The sequence below is a fragment of the Enterococcus sp. AZ050 genome, from assembly GCF_051715085.1.
GTDB lineage: Bacteria > Bacillota > Bacilli > Lactobacillales > Enterococcaceae > Enterococcus > Enterococcus faecalis.
On the sequence record NZ_JBIOTC010000001.1, the window covers coordinates 2,381,801 to 2,400,326 of the forward strand.

The 18,526-nt window shown below is 37.5% G+C and carries 15 protein-coding genes and 1 pseudogene; 12 read left to right on the top strand and 4 right to left on the bottom strand.

Going from position 1 to position 18,526, the window contains the following annotated elements; all coding sequences use genetic code 11:
- Positions 1 to 25: 25 nt before the first annotated feature.
- The 6 genes and pseudogenes from IGJ04_RS11585 to IGJ04_RS11610 all read left to right on the top strand — a co-directional run bounded on the left by IGJ04_RS11585 (position 26) and on the right by IGJ04_RS11610 (position 8,185).
- Positions 26 to 1,657 carry a peptide ABC transporter substrate-binding protein gene (locus tag IGJ04_RS11585; protein WP_010707804.1) on the top strand — a complete coding sequence of 544 codons (1,632 nt, stop codon included), beginning with the start codon at positions 26 to 28 and terminating at the stop codon, positions 1,655 to 1,657.
- 106 nt (positions 1,658 to 1,763) lie between these two features.
- Positions 1,764 to 2,012, top strand: a complete 249-nt coding sequence (locus IGJ04_RS11590) for a GlsB/YeaQ/YmgE family stress response membrane protein (RefSeq protein WP_002355684.1) — start codon at positions 1,764 to 1,766, stop codon at positions 2,010 to 2,012.
- A 376-nt stretch (positions 2,013 to 2,388) separates the two neighbouring features.
- Positions 2,389 to 4,128, top strand: a pseudogene (locus tag IGJ04_RS11595) (DUF2264 domain-containing protein).
- Positions 4,129 to 4,131: 3 nt separating this feature from the next.
- Positions 4,132 to 4,959: a hypothetical protein gene (locus IGJ04_RS11600; protein WP_033624847.1), complete on the top strand. Its 828-nt coding sequence runs from the start codon at positions 4,132 to 4,134 to the stop codon at positions 4,957 to 4,959.
- A gap of 271 nt (positions 4,960 to 5,230) precedes the next feature.
- Entirely contained in the window at positions 5,231 to 6,394 is a 1,164-nt protein-coding gene (locus IGJ04_RS11605) for a glycoside hydrolase family 88 protein (protein WP_010707802.1), read from the top strand.
- Between the two features lie 12 nt (positions 6,395 to 6,406).
- Complete coding sequence (locus tag IGJ04_RS11610; RefSeq protein ID WP_010828582.1) at positions 6,407 to 8,185, top strand: glycoside hydrolase family 35 protein; 1,779 nt, start codon at positions 6,407 to 6,409, stop codon at positions 8,183 to 8,185.
- Positions 8,186 to 8,209: 24 nt separating this feature from the next.
- Here IGJ04_RS11610 and IGJ04_RS11615 read toward each other — a convergent pair whose 3' ends face one another.
- On the bottom strand, positions 8,210 to 8,917 hold the full coding sequence (locus tag IGJ04_RS11615; RefSeq protein WP_002366233.1) for a GntR family transcriptional regulator: 708 nt from the start codon (positions 8,915 to 8,917) through the stop codon (positions 8,210 to 8,212).
- Positions 8,918 to 9,177: 260 nt separating this feature from the next.
- Between IGJ04_RS11615 and IGJ04_RS11620 the strand changes: the two genes are divergently transcribed.
- From IGJ04_RS11620 to IGJ04_RS11635, 4 genes are all read left to right on the top strand, one after another.
- Positions 9,178 to 10,071, top strand: coding sequence for a PTS mannose/fructose/sorbose transporter subunit IIAB (locus IGJ04_RS11620; protein WP_002383065.1), 894 nt, complete (start codon positions 9,178 to 9,180; stop codon positions 10,069 to 10,071).
- A gap of 48 nt (positions 10,072 to 10,119) precedes the next feature.
- The gene (locus IGJ04_RS11625; protein ID WP_002358771.1) at positions 10,120 to 10,911 is read left to right on the top strand and encodes a PTS mannose/fructose/sorbose/N-acetylgalactosamine transporter subunit IIC; all 792 of its coding nucleotides are present in this window, start codon (positions 10,120 to 10,122) and stop codon (positions 10,909 to 10,911) included.
- The gene (locus IGJ04_RS11630; RefSeq protein ID WP_002383066.1) at positions 10,904 to 11,704 is read left to right on the top strand and encodes a PTS system mannose/fructose/sorbose family transporter subunit IID; all 801 of its coding nucleotides are present in this window, start codon (positions 10,904 to 10,906) and stop codon (positions 11,702 to 11,704) included. Before IGJ04_RS11625 ends, IGJ04_RS11630 begins: the two co-directional genes overlap by 8 nt.
- Positions 11,705 to 11,818: 114 nt before the next feature.
- Positions 11,819 to 14,833 carry a polysaccharide lyase 8 family protein gene (locus tag IGJ04_RS11635; RefSeq protein WP_438840232.1) on the top strand — a complete coding sequence of 1,005 codons (3,015 nt, stop codon included), beginning with the start codon at positions 11,819 to 11,821 and terminating at the stop codon, positions 14,831 to 14,833.
- Between the two features lie 69 nt (positions 14,834 to 14,902).
- Here the strand turns inward: IGJ04_RS11635 and IGJ04_RS11640 are convergent, their stop codons facing one another.
- Both IGJ04_RS11640 and IGJ04_RS11645 read right to left on the bottom strand, forming a co-directional pair.
- The gene (locus tag IGJ04_RS11640; RefSeq protein ID WP_002355697.1) at positions 14,903 to 15,226 is read right to left on the bottom strand and encodes a DUF960 domain-containing protein; all 324 of its coding nucleotides are present in this window, start codon (positions 15,224 to 15,226) and stop codon (positions 14,903 to 14,905) included.
- Between the two features lie 251 nt (positions 15,227 to 15,477).
- The gene (locus IGJ04_RS11645; RefSeq protein WP_002358773.1) at positions 15,478 to 16,086 is read right to left on the bottom strand and encodes a 50S ribosomal protein L25/general stress protein Ctc; all 609 of its coding nucleotides are present in this window, start codon (positions 16,084 to 16,086) and stop codon (positions 15,478 to 15,480) included.
- 330 nt (positions 16,087 to 16,416) lie between these two features.
- Here IGJ04_RS11645 and IGJ04_RS11650 point away from each other — a divergent pair, with 330 nt between their 5' ends.
- Positions 16,417 to 17,199, top strand: a complete 783-nt coding sequence (locus IGJ04_RS11650; protein WP_010828583.1) for a 16S rRNA pseudouridine(516) synthase — start codon at positions 16,417 to 16,419, stop codon at positions 17,197 to 17,199.
- The gene (locus IGJ04_RS11655; protein ID WP_002355700.1) at positions 17,196 to 17,876 is read left to right on the top strand and encodes a YjjG family noncanonical pyrimidine nucleotidase; all 681 of its coding nucleotides are present in this window, start codon (positions 17,196 to 17,198) and stop codon (positions 17,874 to 17,876) included. The genes IGJ04_RS11650 and IGJ04_RS11655 overlap by 4 nt, the downstream gene beginning before the upstream one ends.
- Positions 17,877 to 18,052: 176 nt before the next feature.
- Here IGJ04_RS11655 and IGJ04_RS11660 read toward each other — a convergent pair whose 3' ends face one another.
- A complete protein-coding gene (locus IGJ04_RS11660) occupies positions 18,053 to 18,508 on the bottom strand; it encodes a GNAT family N-acetyltransferase (protein WP_002386989.1) in 456 nt (151 codons plus the stop codon).
- Positions 18,509 to 18,526 lie beyond the last annotated feature (18 nt).

Here is an 18,526-nt window from a genome sequence, read left to right on the forward strand (position 1 = left end):
TTTGAACAGAAGGAGGAGTTTTGGTATGAAACAGAAAAAGTGGTTAATCGGACTTGTTGCACTGGGCTTGGTTTTAGCAGCATGTGGAAGTGGCGGTTCGAAAACAACCTCGAACGAACCAATTACACAGAAAATTAACGTCGCATCTGGTGGTGAACTCTCGACATTAGACAGCGCTCATTATACAGATGTCTATAGTTCCGATATGATTGGTCAAGTAGTTGAAGGCTTGTATCGACAAGATAAAAACGGAGATCCTGAGCTAGCTATGGCGAAAGCAGAGCCACAAGTTAGTGAAGACGGGTTAGTCTATACATTCAAGTTACGAGAAGCAAAATGGACAAACGGGGATCCAGTTAAAGCAGGGGATTTTGTAGTTGCGTTTAGAAACGTGGTCGATCCAGCGTATGGTTCAAGTAGCAGTAATCAAATGGATATTTTTAAAAATGGGCGTGCGGTGCGGGAAGGACAAGCCACGATGGAAGAATTTGGTGTCAAAGCAATCGATGACCAGACACTAGAACTAACATTGGAAAATCCAATTCCTTATTTAGCCCAAGTCTTAGTTGGAACACCTTTTATGCCTAAAAATGAAGCCTTTGCCAAAGAAAAAGGTACTGCCTATGGGACTTCTGCAGATAATTTTGTTGGCAATGGACCGTTTGTAATTTCAGGTTGGGATGGCAATTCCGAAACTTGGAAATTGAAGAAGAATGATCATTATTGGGATAAAGAACACGTAAAATTGAATGAAATTGATGTTCAAGTAGTGAAAGAAATTGGCACAGGAGCCAATCTTTTTGATAATGGCGACTTAGATTACACTGTTTTAGCAGATACTTATGCACTTCAGTATAAAGAGTCAAAACAAGCGCATTTTGTACCTAAAGCCATGGTGGGTTATTTAAGCCCAAATCATCGCCGTGAAATCACCGGCAACGAACATGTTCGAAAAGCTTTTTTACAAGCGATTGATAAAGAAACTTTTGCAAAAGAAATTTTAGGAGATGGCTCGACAGCTTTAAATGGTTTTGTACCAGCTAATTTTGCAAAAAATCCAGATACAGGTGAAGATTTCCGTAAAGAAAATGGTGATTTATTGCCATATAATATTAAAGAAGCCCAAGCTAACTGGACCAAAGCGAAAGAAGAGTTGGGCAAAGATAAAATTGAATTGGAACTAATCTCAGCGGACTCAGCGATTGCCAAGAAAACCATTGAATTTGTTCAAGGGCAATTGCAACAAAATTTACCAGGTTTAACAATCAAATTAAAATCATTGCCTTTGCAAAATCGTTTGGATTTACAAACAGCAGGTAATTACGATTTAGCCTTTGGAACATGGACACCTGACTATGCTGATCCCATTAATTTTTTAGAATTTTATGACTCAAAAAGTGGCTTAAATACTTCTGGTTATAACGATTCAGCGTATGATGCGGGTCTCCAAAAAGTTAGAAAAGATTACGCTAATGAACCTGAAAAACGCTGGAATGAATTACTAAGTTTAGAAAAAACATTAATTGAAAAAGATGCTGGTGTTTTACCACTATTCCAAGGAGCCATTGGTTACTTGAAATCAGATCGCTTACAAGGTTTGCAAGTATTTTCTTTTGGTCGCACAGTATCCTATCGTTTAGCTTATGTAGAAGAATAAATTGACTTCTGAAAAGTCCTATCTTTTGAAAAAGTCTGCTTTCTGTTTTATCCTTAAAGTAGGAAAATTAACTAAAAAAATCAACTATGAAAGGTAGGTTTTTCAAATGTTTAGCTTTCTATGGGCATTAATTGTCGGAGGAATTATTGGCGCAATTGCTGGCGCAATTTTAGGAAAAGATGTTCCAGGTGGCATTATTGGAAATATTATCGTGGGCTTTTTAGGAAGTTGGGTAGCATCACTCTTGTTGCCTTCTTTAGGACCAGTCATCGGCGGTTTTCCAATTATCTCAGCGTTGCTAGGAGCGATTATCTGTATCGCTATTTACTCTTTTATTGTAAACCGCAAAGCGTAAAATTGTATCAAAATGATATCTTGAAAAGCATCATAAAACTTGTGAAGGTTAATCAGACCATTACTTTTGATGTCTTTTCTCTCATATTTTAAGTCTATGACAAAAATCTCTTTGGATTTTTGTCATAGACTCTTTTTTTTAAATATTTATTATGAGAATTTCCTGCGTTAGACTGCTTATTTTTCATTTATTATTCATTTTTGATAAAGGAAGTTTTGTTGGATAAAGTGAATAGCTCAAGGCTCAACAAAAATAAAGAAAAAATTAATATGTTAAGTTCAAGGTGAGTGAAATTCTGCTCTCATAATACGCCGTTTTATTCATTAAACGATAGTTGAAAAAAATAAGTGCCCTTGTTATTCTTTGAATTAAACTAATGGGGGCGAAAAGCATGGAATCGTTAAAAAGTAATCTTTTTTTGACCAGAGAAGCATATTTGGAAGCTTTTGAAACAATCATGACACCTTTAAAAACGGCTATTTTAACATCAGAAAAACCTGGCGTGAATTTTGGCTCCAGTGGTGCTGTCTATGATCAGTAACATGCTGAAATGGAAGCGCTCATTCGACCATTATGGGGAATTGGACCGTATTGGGTTGCTTGTAAAGATGATGTTTTAAGAGATGCTTATGTGGAAAAATTAATCGCAGGTACCGATCCGTCATCCCCAGACTATTGGGGCGATATTGTTGATTATGATCAATATATTGTGGAAGCAGCAGCATTATCTTTAACTTTATTGCTTCATAAGACATATTTTTGGTCCTGTTTTTCTGAGAAACAGCAAGAAAATATCATGGTTTGGTTAAATAAGGCACTTGGTTGTAAAATTCCTAAAAATAATTGGACGTTTTTTAAAGTGCTCATTCGTTTGGCACTCGAGGAATGTGGACAAGTGATTAACCAAGCGGAACTAGAGGAAGAATTGGCGTTGATTGAACGCATGTATTTAGGTGATGGTTGGTATATGGATGGTAAAACTACGCAAAGAGATTATTATATTTCGTTTGCTTTTCATTATTATAGTTTGATTTATGTCAAATTTATGCGAGAAAGAGATCCTGTTCGTGCGAAACGTTTTACAGAACGAGCCGTTATGTTCGCGCAAGACTATCTGTACTATTTTGATGAGGAGGGCGAAGCGTTACCTTACGGACGTAGTCAAACGTATCGGTTTGCTCAAGGAGCATTTTTCGCAGCTTTGATATTTGCAGAAGTAGAGGCTTTACCTTGGGGACAAATAAAAACACTGTTAGCAAAACATTTACACTGTTGGATGCAACAGGCTATTTTCACTTATGATGGTCGGTTGTCCATTGGCTATCATTACGAAAATTTAGTAATGGCAGAAGGTTATAACGCACCAGGCTCTCCGTATTGGGCCTTTAAAACATTTTTGTTGCTCGCTGTGGATCAATACCATCCGTTTTGGCGTGCTGAACCGTTGGCGATAAAACGAGAAGAAAAGCGTTTGATAGAAAAGGGAAACATGTTATTAATCCATCCTAAAATGAAAACGCATGTCCTCGGCTATCCTGCAGGACTATGGCTTGAAAATCAAGCGCATGCTGCGGCTAAATATAGTAAATTTGTCTATTCTAGCCGCTTTGGTTTTAGCGTTCCCAAAGCTGGAACGTGTTATGAGGAGGGGGCTTTTGATAACGTATTGGCTGTTTCTCGTGATGGTGAATATTTTCGTGTTAAAGGGAAAGTTCATGATTTTTATTTAACAGAGGAGCAAGTTTATTATAAATGGCTACCTTTTCAAGAAGTAGAAATTGAAACAACCATTTATCCTTTTGGAGAATGGCATGTTAGAGTACATGAAATAGTGACATCGGTTCCATTAAAAGTGCGCGAAGGAGGATTCAGTCTACCGTTACTTGGAAAATTTTCAGAAAAAGCACTTGGTAAAGAGTGGGCTAGAGTCGATTCAGGAGAATTGTGTTCGCAAATAGTTGCAATTGAAGGATATGACCACGCAGGTATTCTTCAACCTGAACCCAATACATCGTTGTTTTTCCCAAGAACAAGTTTACCTTATTTACAAAAAGAGCTACCAATAGGAACGCATCGTCTGATTTGTTTGATAGGTGGTGTGACAAGGGAGGAATAAAAAATGATAAAAATTGAATTGAAAAATAAAGACAATCAGATTATTACTGGCCGAATCGATCACGAGAAGCCAGAAGCGCCATTCATGGCGGAGGGAGACACGTTAGCGGTATTAGCAATTAAACAGTACCTTTATCAAGTTGGCGATAAAATTGTAGTGACTTATACAGGGGCTACCCCTTATTTGATGGTTCAATTAGATGAAACTTTGGCTCCTTCATTGATTTATTTGAAAGAAAAAGTTTGGGAATATCAAATTCCATTAGAAGAATCTGCTCGAAAAGCTTTTGTTGAGACGGCCTTTCATTCAGCAAGGCACCAAATAATGGTTCGACAAGCGCACACGTTTGAAAAAGACAATTATCAAAATCTTTCTATGAATACACATGACCAAAAAGAATATTCAGGAGCCTATCCTCATGCGTATGCAAACGTTGAAACGAGAGACGATGCTGTTTTCTTTGCGAAAAATGCTATTGATTCTAAGTTTGGTAACCTTTCTCATGGCTCGTATCCATTTGCTTCTTGGGGAATTAACCAACAAAAGGAGGCACAGTTAACGATTGACTTTGGCAGGCCTGTAGAAACGGACTGGATCCGCTTGTTATTTCGGGCGGATTACCCACATGATAGCTATTGGGAGGAAGTCACTTTAGCCTTTTCAGATGGAGAGGAACGAGTAGTTGCCACAACGAATACCGCCTGTTTTCAAGAAATAAAGTTCCCAATGAAAACAACACAAACTTTGACATTAAAATGCTTACGAAAAGCGCTGGACTCTTCTCCGTTTCCAGCGTTGACCCAAATTGAAGTATTCGGTCGGAATAAATAACAAGAGGTCGGGACAGAACCGTTTAGCTCCGAGAAATAAGAAGAAATTTCCGAAAATTGATCTTTGATTTTTGGAGAATTTCGGCTTATTTCCGAAGGAGTTGGTTCTGTTCCCGCCGTTTATCAGTTTTTGAGCGTGGAGCAAAAATCCAAAGTGATTTTTGTCCCACGCTCTTGTTTTTAAGAGAAATAATCAAGAAAGGTCGCTTTTTATTTTCTTTTACGTTATAATACAATAAGTTAATATGTTAACAAGTTAAGGAGTGATGGAGATGTGTAGTCAAGAAAATAAACAAAGACTGATCTCTCTAGGAGAAAATGTCACAGATGAATGGATTCAAACGCAATTAAATGAATGCGTTTCAAAAATTGCTAAAAATATGCAGCGTTTCGGAACACAGTTTCCTTCAGCTTGTGCTACGAATGGTCGATATCGTCTCAAAGCTAACGATGATTGGACCAATGGCTTTTGGACAGGCATGCTTTGGCTGGCATATGAGTGGTCTCACCAAGAAAAATTTCGTTTACTGGCAATGGAAAATATTGACAGCTTTCAACAACGATTAGAAGAGCATTTTGTTTTGGACCACCATGACATTGGTTTTTTATATAGTCTATCGGCGGGTGCTGGGTATAAAATTACCGGTGATGAGCGCTGTAAACAAGAAGTGATAGCTGCCGCTGAAGTATTGTCAGCACGATTCCAAGAAAATGGCTCCTTCATCCAAGCGTGGGGCCATTATGGTGATCCCAAAGAATATCGATTAATTATCGACTCATTAATGAATTTACCGCTTTTATTTGAAGCAACTAAATTATCTGGAAATAGGTTTTATGAGGAAATTGCCTCACGTCACTATCATACGTTAATGAAAACGGTGATTAAATCCGATGCGACAACTTATCATACCTATTATTTTGATCCAGAAACAGGCAAACCAAAACATGGAGCTACGCATCAAGGACATAGTGATACTTCCATTTGGGCACGAGGCCAAAGTTGGGCAATTTTAGGGATTCCCCTAAACGAAACATTTCTCCATTCCCAACCATTTCCAGAAATTTATCCACAAATAGTGGAGGTTTTTCTAGCTCATTTGCCAGCAGATTTAATTCCCTATTGGGATTTTGATTTTAATGACCAAATGCCATCTGACAAAGATAGCTCGGCGCTGGCAATTGCGGCATGTGGTTTATTGGAAGCAGACAAACTACAGGCTTTTCCTCAAGCGAAAGAGCTTGCCAAAGGAATGATTTATCAATTAGGAGAATATTATCGTACGCAAAATGATTCCGAAAATGAAGGACTGCTACTCCATGGTGTTTACGCACATGCAGAAGGAAAAGGGATTGATGAACCCAATTTATGGGGCGATTATTTTTACATGGAAGCCTTAATGCGTTTAGCAAAACCATCATGGCAAAGATACTGGTAAAGGGGAAAAAAGATGCAAACGTTTGAGATTAAAGAAGACTTTTTATTAAATGGACAACCAATAAAAATTATTAGCGGGGCGATTCATTACTTTCGAATGACACCTAGCCAATGGGAAGATAGCCTCTATAATCTGAAAGCTTTAGGAGCTAATACAGTAGAAACCTACATTCCTTGGAATATTCATGAACCAGAAGAAGGCGTATACGATTTTGAAGGAATGAAAAACATTGAAGCATTTGTCCGCTTGGCAGAAAAACTGAATTTACTAGTTATTCTGCGTCCTTCGGCTTATATTTGTGCAGAATGGGAGTTTGGTGGCTTACCCGCATGGCTTTTGAAAGAAAAAGGCGTGCGATTACGTTCGACAGATCCTATTTTTATGACTAAAGTTCGTAACTATTTTCAAGTATTATTGCCTAAACTAGCACCACTGCAGATAACACAAGGTGGACCAGTGATCATGATGCAGGTTGAAAATGAATATGGGTCCTATGGCATGGAGAAAGCGTACTTGCGACAAACCAAGCAGATAATGGAAGAACTGGGGATTGAGGTTCCTCTTTTTACATCTGATGGCGCTTGGGAAGAGGTTTTGGATGCGGGGACGTTAATTGAAGAGGATGTTTTTGTGACAGGAAATTTTGGTAGTCATTCGAAAGAAAATGCTGCCGTTTTGAAAAAATTTATGACTCGTCATGGTAAAAAATGGCCGTTGATGTGCATGGAATACTGGGATGGGTGGTTCAATCGTTGGGGTGAACCAGTGATTCAGCGAGAAGGTACCGACTTGGCGAAGGAAGTAAAAGATATGCTGGCAGTGGGTTCTTTAAATCTCTATATGTTTCATGGAGGAACAAATTTCGGCTTTTATAATGGGTGTTCGGCGCGAGGTGCAAAAGATTTACCTCAAGTCACTAGCTATGATTATGATGCTTTATTAACAGAAGCAGGAGAACCAACAGAAAAATATTATGCCGTTCAAAAAGCAATTAAAGAAGTATGTCCAGAAGTTTGGCAAGCACAACCACGCACGAAAAAACTGGGGAATTTAGGAAGCTTTCCAGTAACTGCTAGCGTATCCTTATTCGCAGTAAAAGATCAAATGATGACACCGAAGACCACCGCGTATCCATTAAGTATGGAAGAAGCTGGCTCAGGCTATGGCTACTTGCTTTATTCGTTTGATTTAAAAAATTATCATCATGAAAATAAACTAAAAGTGGTCGAGGCCAGTGATCGTTTACACATTTATGTAGATGGAGATTTAGCTGCTACCCAATATCAAGAGACAGTGGGAGAAGAGCTACTCGTTTCAGGACAAACTGAAAAAGACACACTTGCGTTAGATATCTTAGTGGAAAATTTAGGTCGCGTTAATTATGGCTTTAAATTAAATAATCCGACACAAAGTAAAGGAATTCGAGGTGGAGTGATGCAAGACATTCATTTTCATCAAGGCTATCAACACTATCCCTTAACTTTTTCACAAGAGCAATTAGCCAAGATTGATTACACAGCTGGAAAAAATCCATTGCAGCCTTCATTTTATCAAGTAACATTTGAATTAGAACAGCTAGCAGACACGTATATTGACTGTCGAGGCTACGGCAAAGGATTCGTTGTGGTCAATGGTCATCATCTAGGTCGTTATTGGGAAATAGGCCCCATTCATTCGCTGTATTGTCCCAAAGAATTTTTACAGCAAGGACAAAATGAAGTAGTAATTTTTGAAACAGAGGGAATTGACATTGATTACTTGAAATTTACGAATCAAGTAATCATAGACTAAAAAAATAGAAGTAGAAGCTGAAATTTATTCGGCTTCTACTTCTATTTTGGTTTTGAAATATTTCCAATGTTTATAACTAATAATATATTCAGCAACACTACCATCTGCGAGATAGGAATGTTTAACTTGTTTAACAGCGGGTTCACGAAAACTTAATTGAAGTAAGTTCAATAACTCAGCATCTTCGGGAAAGACAATTTCATTTGTTTCTACAGAAGCTAACGAGAAGAGGTCTACTGAAAAATCTTTACGGACTCGTTCATACACACTTGCATAAGCTGTGAGGTCCTTTGAGAGCGGCTCTTTAACAAGCTTTTTGGGAAGATGTGTGATATGTACGAGAAAGGGTGTATCTTCAGAATAGCGTACACGCTTGATTCTATAATAAGAAGCGTTAGCTGGTAAGCCTAATTCCTTTAAAATTTCGGCTTGATTTTCTTCTTCAATTGAAAGGACTTTAACTTTTTCAGAGTCTAAAGAATGCAACTCGATATCAGAAAATTTTACATTTTGAGAAACTTTTGATTTCGAAACAAAGGTCCCTTTTCCTTGGATACGATACAAGTAACCTGCACTGGTTAGCTCATTCAGTGCTTTGACAGCTGTGATAGAACTAACAGCATATTTTCGTTTAATATCGGCTTCAGAATAAAATTTATCACCAGGAATAAAGGTATGATTTTTTATTTCACGTAAAAGGTCTTGTTTAATTTGTTCATATTTAGGTAACATGCGATTTCCTCCATTCTAGTAATCGAATGAATTAAGCATAACATGTTAACTATCCTTTAGCAAACACTTTGAAAAAGAGGAAAGACAATTTTTATTTAAAGAATTCAAAAAAATAAATTCAATATATTAAGATATTAGGTTTACGGATAACTTAGTATGTGTTATAGTAAGTTCGTAGAGAACATAACATGTTAAGTAGGGTCACCTACATCTAGGGAGGGAAATTCGTGGAAAACATTGTACTAATTAGTCATGGTAGCATGGCTGAAGGCGTCAAAGTTAGCTTAGAAATGATCGTTGGTCGGCAAGAACACGTGCATACAGTCTCATTACGACCAGATAGCGACAATCTTCAATTTGAGAAAGAGCTAAATGAAAAAATGAAAGCCCTTAACGGTACGACACTGATTATTGCTGATTTACTAGGAGGAACGCCATGTAACGTGGCAACTAAGAATTATTTGAACGTTGACGGAGTGGAAATTATTGCAGGGATGACGCTCTCTGTTGTGATTGAAGCAGTGGTTAATCAACAGGCTTCGATTAAAGAATTAGTTTGTTTAGCACAAGAAAATATTGTTGATGTAAAAGCTGGGATGAATCAAGCAGAACAAGAGATTTCAGAAGCCAGCAAAGAAAAAGAATTAAGTAACTATAGTCAATATGCTGGAAAAGAAAATATTGTAAACACACGGATTGATGAACGGTTAATTCATGGACAAGTAGCGGGAATTTGGTCGACAAGTCTTAGTACACAGCGAATAATTGTAGCCAATGATGAGGCGGCTACAGATCCTTTACAAAAATCATCTTTGAGAATGGCAGCGCCTTCTTCGATGCGTTTATCTGTTCTTGGAGTAGAGGCTGCCGCTAAAAATATTCAATCAGGAAAATATGGTAAACAGCGTTTATTTTTATTATTTAAAAATCCGAAAGATGTGCTCCGCTTTATCGAAGCGCAAGGACCTATCAAAACTGTAAATGTTGGGAATATGAGTTACAAAGAAGGAGCACGCGAAGTAACAAAAAGTATTCAAGTTTTACCAGAAGAAGAACAAATTTTTGAAACAATCGCTTCAAAAGGCGTCACTGTGACAGCCCAATTAGTTCCAAACGATCCAGTCGTTGATTTTATGAAAAAATTACGCGGCTAAAACAGTCAGACTAAGAAAGAATATTTTTAAATTTAGGAGGAAATTTCAATGCATTTAGCAGCGTATCAAATTATTTTAATTACTATTTATGCGTTTATTGCTATTAATGACTCACTTATTTCAAATACGTTGACGCAACCAGCTATTGCTGGAATGATTTCTGGAATGATTATGGGAGATTTAAAAACTGGTTTAATGGTTGGCGGCACTCTTCAATTAATGCGTTTAGGAATTGCTGCTTTTGGTGGAGCATCGGTACCTGATTATTTCACAGGGGCTGTTTTAGGAACCGCTTTCGCTGTAATCTCTGGAAAAGGAGCGGAGTATGGTATTGGTTTAGCTGTTCCTGTTTCTCTGTTGATGTTGCAACTAGATGTAGTGGCCCGTTTTTGTAATGTCTTTTTACTTCATAGTGTCGATAAAGCGATTGATAAGATGCAAGTAAAACGGATTCCACGCTTAGTTTTATCTGGTTCTGTTCTGTGGGGACTGTCTCGTGCCATTCCGATTTTATTAATGTTATTAGCGGGGGATGCTGTAGTAACAACGATTACCGATAACATGCCAGAATGGCTAATGACGGGCTTAAAGACAGCTGGAGGAGTATTACCTGTTGTCGGTGTAGGGATTTTATTACGTTACTTGCCAACGAAGCAATATATCCCCTATTTACTATTAGGCTTTTTCTTAGCGGCTTATTTAAAAGTTCCAATGTTAGGTGTTTCGATAGTTGGGATGGTAGCAGCGATGCTTGTATTTAAACGTGATGGGGCAAAAAGCACGACACAAGCAACAACAGGAAATGGTGATTTTGAAGGAGGATATGACGGCGATGAGTAAGCATAAACTGACAAAAAAAGAATTAAATGCAATTAGCTGGCGTTATATTTTAGGAAGCCAATTAAACTGGAACTATGAACGTATGATGAGTTCAGGATATTTATACGGCATCTTACCTGTTTTAAAAAAATTCTATGGTCATGATGAAGCACAATTTCAAGATATGATGCGCACACACAATCAATTTTTTAACACCAATGCTATTTTTGGGAATTTAATTATGGGGATTGATGTTGCGATTGAAGAGCAAGATGGCTATAAAGCGAAAGAAACAATTATTGCGCTAAAAACAGCTCTGATGGGTTCTTTGGCAGGCGTGGGTGACTCTTTATTCCACGTTATTTGGGGGACGATTTTCGGCTCTGTTGCAGGGACACTGGCTCAAAATGGTTCGGTGGTTGGCTGTGTTATTTGGATTATTGCAAATATTGCACTATTGTTTGGTCGGGCCGCGCTCTTACCACTTGGTTATAAGCAAGGGGTCAAACTAGTGACGACCTTAAAAGACAAGTTATCTGCCTTTACGAATGCAGCAACTGTTCTTGGTGTGACTGTGATTGGTGCCTTAATTCCTTCAGTTATCAAGGCGACAGTTCCTTTTGTTTATAAAAAGAACGGGGTCGAATTAGTTATTCAAGATACGTTAGATGCGATTCTGCCTTCCTTAGTTCCAATCTTACTTGTTCTTTTGACTTATTGGATGTTAGGTCAAAAGAAATTAAATTCCACACGAGTGATTTGGATTATTTTAATTTTATCGATTGTTTTGAGTGCCTTTGGTATTTTGGCGTAAAAAGTATATTAAGTGATTTTCAGAGAGTCGGAGAGTGTAGAAAGTATTTTTCTTCACTCTTTTTCTCTGATTTGTATGTAAGCGTTTTACAATAATTTTTTAGGAGGAGAAAGAATGAAAAACAGGAAAATATGGGTAATGCTGGTCGGACTGTTTACTGCTTTGACGAGTGGATTTATGGGAACCACCCTTACTTTTGCAGAAGAAAACGAAGCGAGCCAAACGATTGAGCAACCCTCTTACATTTCAGATTTCCCCAATCAAGTTGGGCATTGGCAAGATTTGGTGGGAACAGCAGAAAAAAAGAATGATTCTGCTGGTTTATGGATCGCAAACACGAAGCAAGGGACAAACCTAGAATCTGTCTCTATCAATCTTGATGCACGCGAACAATCTTCAGGAGATCTTGAACTAACCTTTTTATATGAAGGACAAAGTAACTTCGGATTGGTTTTTCGCGGAGATAAACAAAAGACGAGTCAATGGCAATCTTTTGCTTATAATCGTGACGGCCGCTGGCAATTAGGACAACCAGGCGGTAAATGGCTAACTAATATTCCGGGACCAACATTACTAAGTGGCCAACAATATAAACTGCTGGTTCGCTATGACGGGAAAAAAATTCAAACATTCCTGAATGATCAATTATTTTATGAAAATGAAGAGGTTCATTATCCTGATGGTACGTCCATTAATGATGACTGGACGGGCGCTATAGGAATTAGACTATTTGGTAATCTATCAAAGCTGAATATCATTTCTATGAAAAGTGGCTCCGTTGGTAGCATTCCTGTTATCGATTCATCTGCAGAATACCGAGAATTAAAAGAAAAATGGCGAAATCAGCTTGTTTCAAAAGAATATGATTCAACTAACCAAGCGCTTGTAGACTACGTCCAAAAAATCTCCAATGAAGCAACAGAACTCGATCAAACGATGAATAAAGAGCCGAACCGCAGCTATTTATGGCCACTAGAGCCTGGCAATACGCCATCGGCTGATTTAACGACTCAATTTACCAAATTGCAAAAATTAGCGTTAGCCTATGGAACGAAGGGGAGTACGCTTTACCAAGATGACAAATTGGCAGCAACCATTATTGATGGCTTAGATTTTATGGTAACGCAAAAAGGGTATGATGGGAAAAAGTACCACGGAAATTGGTGGGACTGGCAAATTGGTGTGCCACAGAAGTTTCTTAATATTCTAATGATTTTAGAGGATAAAGTTTCTCCAGAAAAGCAACAAATCTATACAAATGCGCTGAGCAGTTATGTCCCAGATCCGTTTAAACAGTTGTATACAAAACCACAAGGAACGTTTGTGGATTTAGCTTTTATCCCAAATTTTGTGACATCAGGAGCGAACCGCACGGACTTAGCTTTAACTGTTTTGGGGTTAGGAATTTTACAAAAGGATAGCGGGAAAATTAACCAAGCATCCAGTAGTATCGTCGATGTATTTAAATTAGTCACAAAAGGTGATGGTTTTTACCAAGATGGTTCTTTTATCCAGCACAATAACATTCCTTATACAGGTTCGTATGGCAATGTTTTGGTGAAAGGGGTTGGACAAATTTTGGCCATTACAGCAGATTCATCTTTTCAAATGGATGCAACTCTTGTGACAGAATTTGTTGAAAATGTTGATCGTGCCTTTCTTCCTTTGATTTATAAAGGTGAAATGCTACCAACTGTGAATGGCCGTTCCATCTCAAGAGCCCCAGCAGTTGGAAAAACAGGCTATGGCTCAACTACCATGTATAATTTATTAATTGTGGCTAAATTTGCTCCTAATAATTATCAAAAGAAATTTCAAGAAGCCGTTAAATATTGGATGAAGGAGAACCCAGATTATTATTTGACAAATGCTCGTGATTTTAATGATTTACAGATGACTATGCAACTTTTAACTAATCCAGAAATTACGGGAGGGCAACTTCCTTTTACAGGCACGAAACTTTATGCTTCGATGGATCGATTTGTCCAACGCACACCTAGTTATATGTTTGGGCTAGGCTTGTATTCAAAGCGCACTGCATCTTTTGAAGCAGGGAATAAAGAAAATAAACGTGGCTGGCACATTGGTGACGGAATGATGTACGTATATAATGATGACGAGGTTCAATTTAATTCCAGCTATTGGCCAACTGTAGATCCCTATCGACTACCAGGAACAACTGTAGATACCATTTCTTTGGCAGATGAAGTTTCAGCATTTACAACAATCACATCGAAAGAGCAATGGGTTGGTGGAGTAACGTCAGAAAATCAGGCAGTAGTAGGGATGGCTCTTAATAAAGACGGGACCAAAAATAATGGGAAACTTTTACCTATGAACCTACAAGCTAAAAAATCTTGGTTTGTATTAAATGGGCAAATTATCGCATTAGGCGCAAGAATTAAAGGGGATACAGAAGCTTCGATTGAGACAGTTGTTGATAATCGTTTGTTAAATGATGCCTATCAGTATCAAGTGCTATCAAATATTGGGGAGATTCATGAGAAAAATGAAACGAGTAAAAAACAATGGTTATTACTAAAGTCGGATCATTCCAATGCTAATATGGGTTATTATTTTCCAGAAGAAACAACGGTAAATGTTAAAAGTGAAACTAGAAAAGGAACCTATAAAGCAATTAATGAAGCATTTCCAAGTGATAAAGAATATGTAGGTGATTATCGAACATTTACGATTCAACATGGTCAACACCCAACGAACGAGCATTATGCTTATGTAGTTTTACCAGGAATCGATGAAACTGATTTAAAAACATATGCTGCCAAAAAAACAGTAGAAGTTCTCTCAAATACAGAAGAAATTCAAGCAGTTAAGCAAGAAGAAGAAGGCTATCTTGGGGTTAACATTTGGTCAGAAACTGGCGGTACAATAGCAGGGATTACCTCAAATAAAGCTATTTCTTTAATGAGAAAGACACAACAACACCAAAAAACGTATACTTTCTCTGATCCCACACAAACAACTAAGACACTGACTTTAAAAATACCAAAAGATTACAGCAGAGTAATTAGTCAAAGTGACGGAATCACTTATGATGATGCAACAGAAACCTTTACTATTAATTTTGAAAATGCTGCAGGAAGTAGTAAACAAATTATTGTAGAATAACTAAAAGAAATTAAAGTAGCCTCAAATTCCAGTTTTAATCGGAATTTGAGGCTACTTTGTTGAAATTATTTAAGATTCTAACATTTCTGCAGGTAATAAAATCGTTTCACGATGGCCATCATCAAAAGCAAAAATTCGCGACGGATATGCCGTAGAATAACTAAATGGTAAGTCGATGGCCATTTCTACTGAACTATTTTCTTGAGAAAAATGGACAGTCACTTTGCCATTATTGTTCAACAAATCAAAGTGAAGTAAGTCGTTTAAAGGGATAACCCCTTTTAGATTTAAGTCAATAATCAACCAAATACTATCAATTAAGCCACTAGGTAAGCTGGAAACAACACCTAATGAAGCATAGCGGCTACGGTCACTATCAAAACGTTCAAACATATGGATGACCTCCTTTTTGTTTACTTACTTTTAGTATACTGCAAATTTTAAAAAAAGAAATTGTTTCGTTTGAAAATATTGCGTAGATTAGCAAAAATTTAATATTCCTCTGTAGCTTCCTAGCTTTGCAGGTGTCATCATTTATATAAAGAAATCAAGACATGCAGTAAAAAGAAAATGGGACGTACGTTGTTTCAACGTACGTCCCATTTCTAAAACTTAAGAGAATCAGCTGAACAAAAGTGTTTTCTTTATTCGGCTAATTCTGGTTCAGTCGTTTCAGCAGCTGTTCCTTCTTCTTCTTCAGGAGCAGTTTGTGCTTCAACAATAGCAACTAGTTGTTCTTCTGGATCAGTTAAAATTTCATAGTCTTTGTGTTCAGGTAAATCAGCGATTGTAAGAGCATCACCAATTTCTAAGTTTGTAATATCTACTTCAATTGATTCTGGCAATTTATCTGGTGTGGCTGCCACTAAAACAGTGTACAAGTTTTGAGCTAAGGTACCCCCAGCTTTCACACCTGCAGATTCACCAATTAATTGAACTTCTGCTTCGACTTCTGTTGTTTCTTTCATATTTACAGATAAGAATTCAACATGAAGCATTTGACCAGTAAAGGTATCTAATTGTGCTTTCGACATTAATGTGTTGATGTTTTTGCCATCAACTGTCATTTTAATAACGGTGTTAGCACCATGTTCGCGTAAAATTTTTGATAAGTCTTTTTCTTCAAAATAGATTGGTGTACTTTCAATTTGGTAACCGTAAACAATGGCAGGTACTTTCCCTTCGTGACGTAGCTGATTTCTTAGTGAACGTGGACGGATAGCTCTTTCTTTAACTTCTAATTGTACTGACATAACCTAATTCCTCCTTGAAATAATGAGTGATTTGGTTAAACTCAGAAACAAAACATAATGGAAAAAAGAAACTCTTTTTTCAGTTGTTCTTGTCTAGAAAAATGCTAACAATAATCAAAAAATCCCCACAAATATTGCCAGGCAACACTCATGGGAATGGTTCATTGTTATCGTTGTTCTCTCCCAGGTCATTACGCTGTTTTTGAGAAACCTTTATTTACTTTACTTATTAACCGTAACACTTATATTTTTATACGTCAAGGAATTACCTTTTTCTACTTTTCATCTTTAACGGATTCCACTATACTAATACCAGAATGGAGCGGAACAATGCGATTAGATAAATTACTAGAAGAACTTCAGTTTGGATCACGCAAAACGGTGAAACGAATAATCAGAGGCAAGCAGGTCACTGTGGATGGCATCGTGACATTAAATGAAAGCCAAAACGTCGATGCACAATTACAAATGATTAAAGTAAAAGGACAATTAATTTCGCATAAGACACATGTGTACTATATGTTGAATAAGCCAAAAGGTGTGGTTAGCGCTGTTTCAGATGCATCTAAAAAAACAGTCATTGATTTGATTGCGCCACAAGACAGACGCCCTGGTCTTTATCCAGTGGGCAGACTCGATGGCGATACGGAAGGGTTACTTCTATTAACAGATAATGGACAATTAGGGTATCAATTAATTCGGCCAAATAAAGAAGTAGCGAAATGTTATGAAGTGAAAGTCAATGGTTTGGTCTCTGCAGAAGATTGTGCTAAATTTAAAGATGGGATTGTTTTGCAAGGAGGCATTCAATGTAAGCCAGCAAAAATAACTGTTCTTGCAGCGACTGAAACGGAGAGTCATGTTTTCCTGACTATTCAAGAAGGAAAATTTCACCAAGTGAAAAAAATGTTTTTATCTGTGGGGAAAAAAGTGACTGCTTTAAAACGCCAAACTATGGGGCCGTTGCGGCTAGATTCGCAATTACCTTTAGGTGCTTATCGTTCATTAACAAGAGAAGAGTTACAATTGCTATTGCCTTATTTTTTTATTGAAAAACAACAAACAAGCAAAGCGTTACCGAGTAATTTGAAAAGAGAAGAGGAACGGAAATGAAAACATTGCTTTTTGATGTTGATGATACATTGTTAGATTTTAAATTGGCTGAAAAGAAGGCGCTCCATGCCTTATTTGAAGAAGAAAATGTACCATTTACATCTGAAGTCGAGTCAACATACCACCGAATTAATCAAGGATTATGGCGTTCATTTGAAGAAGGAAAAATAACAAAAGATGTTCTCCTTGATACACGGTTTGGTTTATTGTTTGACGCGTTTAATCGAGAAGTTGATAGCGTTAAAATGGGAGAAAACTACCGAGAATATTTAAGTCAAGGACATGACTTGCTTGGCAATAGTCAACGTATCTTGGAAAAATTAGCACCCCATTATGATTTATATATTGTGACAAACGGAGTGGCAAAAACACAGTATCGTCGGTTGGAAGATTCGAAATTAATGCCTTATTTTAAAGATATTTTTGTTTCAGAAGAAGTGGGTTATCAAAAACCGATGAAAGAGTATTTTGATTTTGTTTTTGAACGGATTCCTAATTTTAGTCGAGAAAAAACAATGATTATTGGCGATTCTTTGCATTCAGATATTCAAGGAGGTCAACAAGCGAAAATTCAAACTGTTTGGCTCAATCCGACCTCCGCTCCAGCAACACCAACCATTCAACCCAATTATACGATTCAACAGCTAGATGAGTTGTTACCAATTCTTGGGCATTAAAAAGAGCGTGGGACAAAAATCACTTTGGATTTTTGCTCCACGCTCAAAAACTGATAAACGGCGGGAACAGAACCAACTCCTTCGGAAATAAGCCGAAATTCTCCAAAAATTAAAGAGCAATTTTCGGAAATTTCTTCTTATTTCTCGGAGCTAAACGGTTCTGTCCCGACCTCTTTTTAACTTAAATGTAACCGTAAGCGAACCATATCCTTTAAAGGCAAGCCGTTTTCTATAATAGGCTCATCATAATGATGGATAAAAAAATCTGGTTCAATATGTGTCATTCGAAAACCGACTTTTTGGTAGAGATATAGCTGTTGAAAGCCTGTGCTCCCAGTCCCAATCTCCAAGGAATCATACTTTTCTTTTTTGGCAAAATCAATGGCAAAATGTAATAATTCTTGCCCGATGCCCCGCCCTCGGCTTTCTTCTGAGACAGCGATGTTTACGATTTCCAATGTCCGTGGGTGAGTCGGCAACAGGACTAAAATTCCTTGAAGTTCTTCAGTCTGATAGTCAAAGCAAATGCCGCGGGTAATGTAATCTGCCACCATTTTTTTTGAGGGATCTGCCTCATAAAGAAGAGCGTAATGCGCCGTTGTAAGTGCTTCTTTTTTGACTTTTTTAATCATAGGTAGGATTCTCCTTTT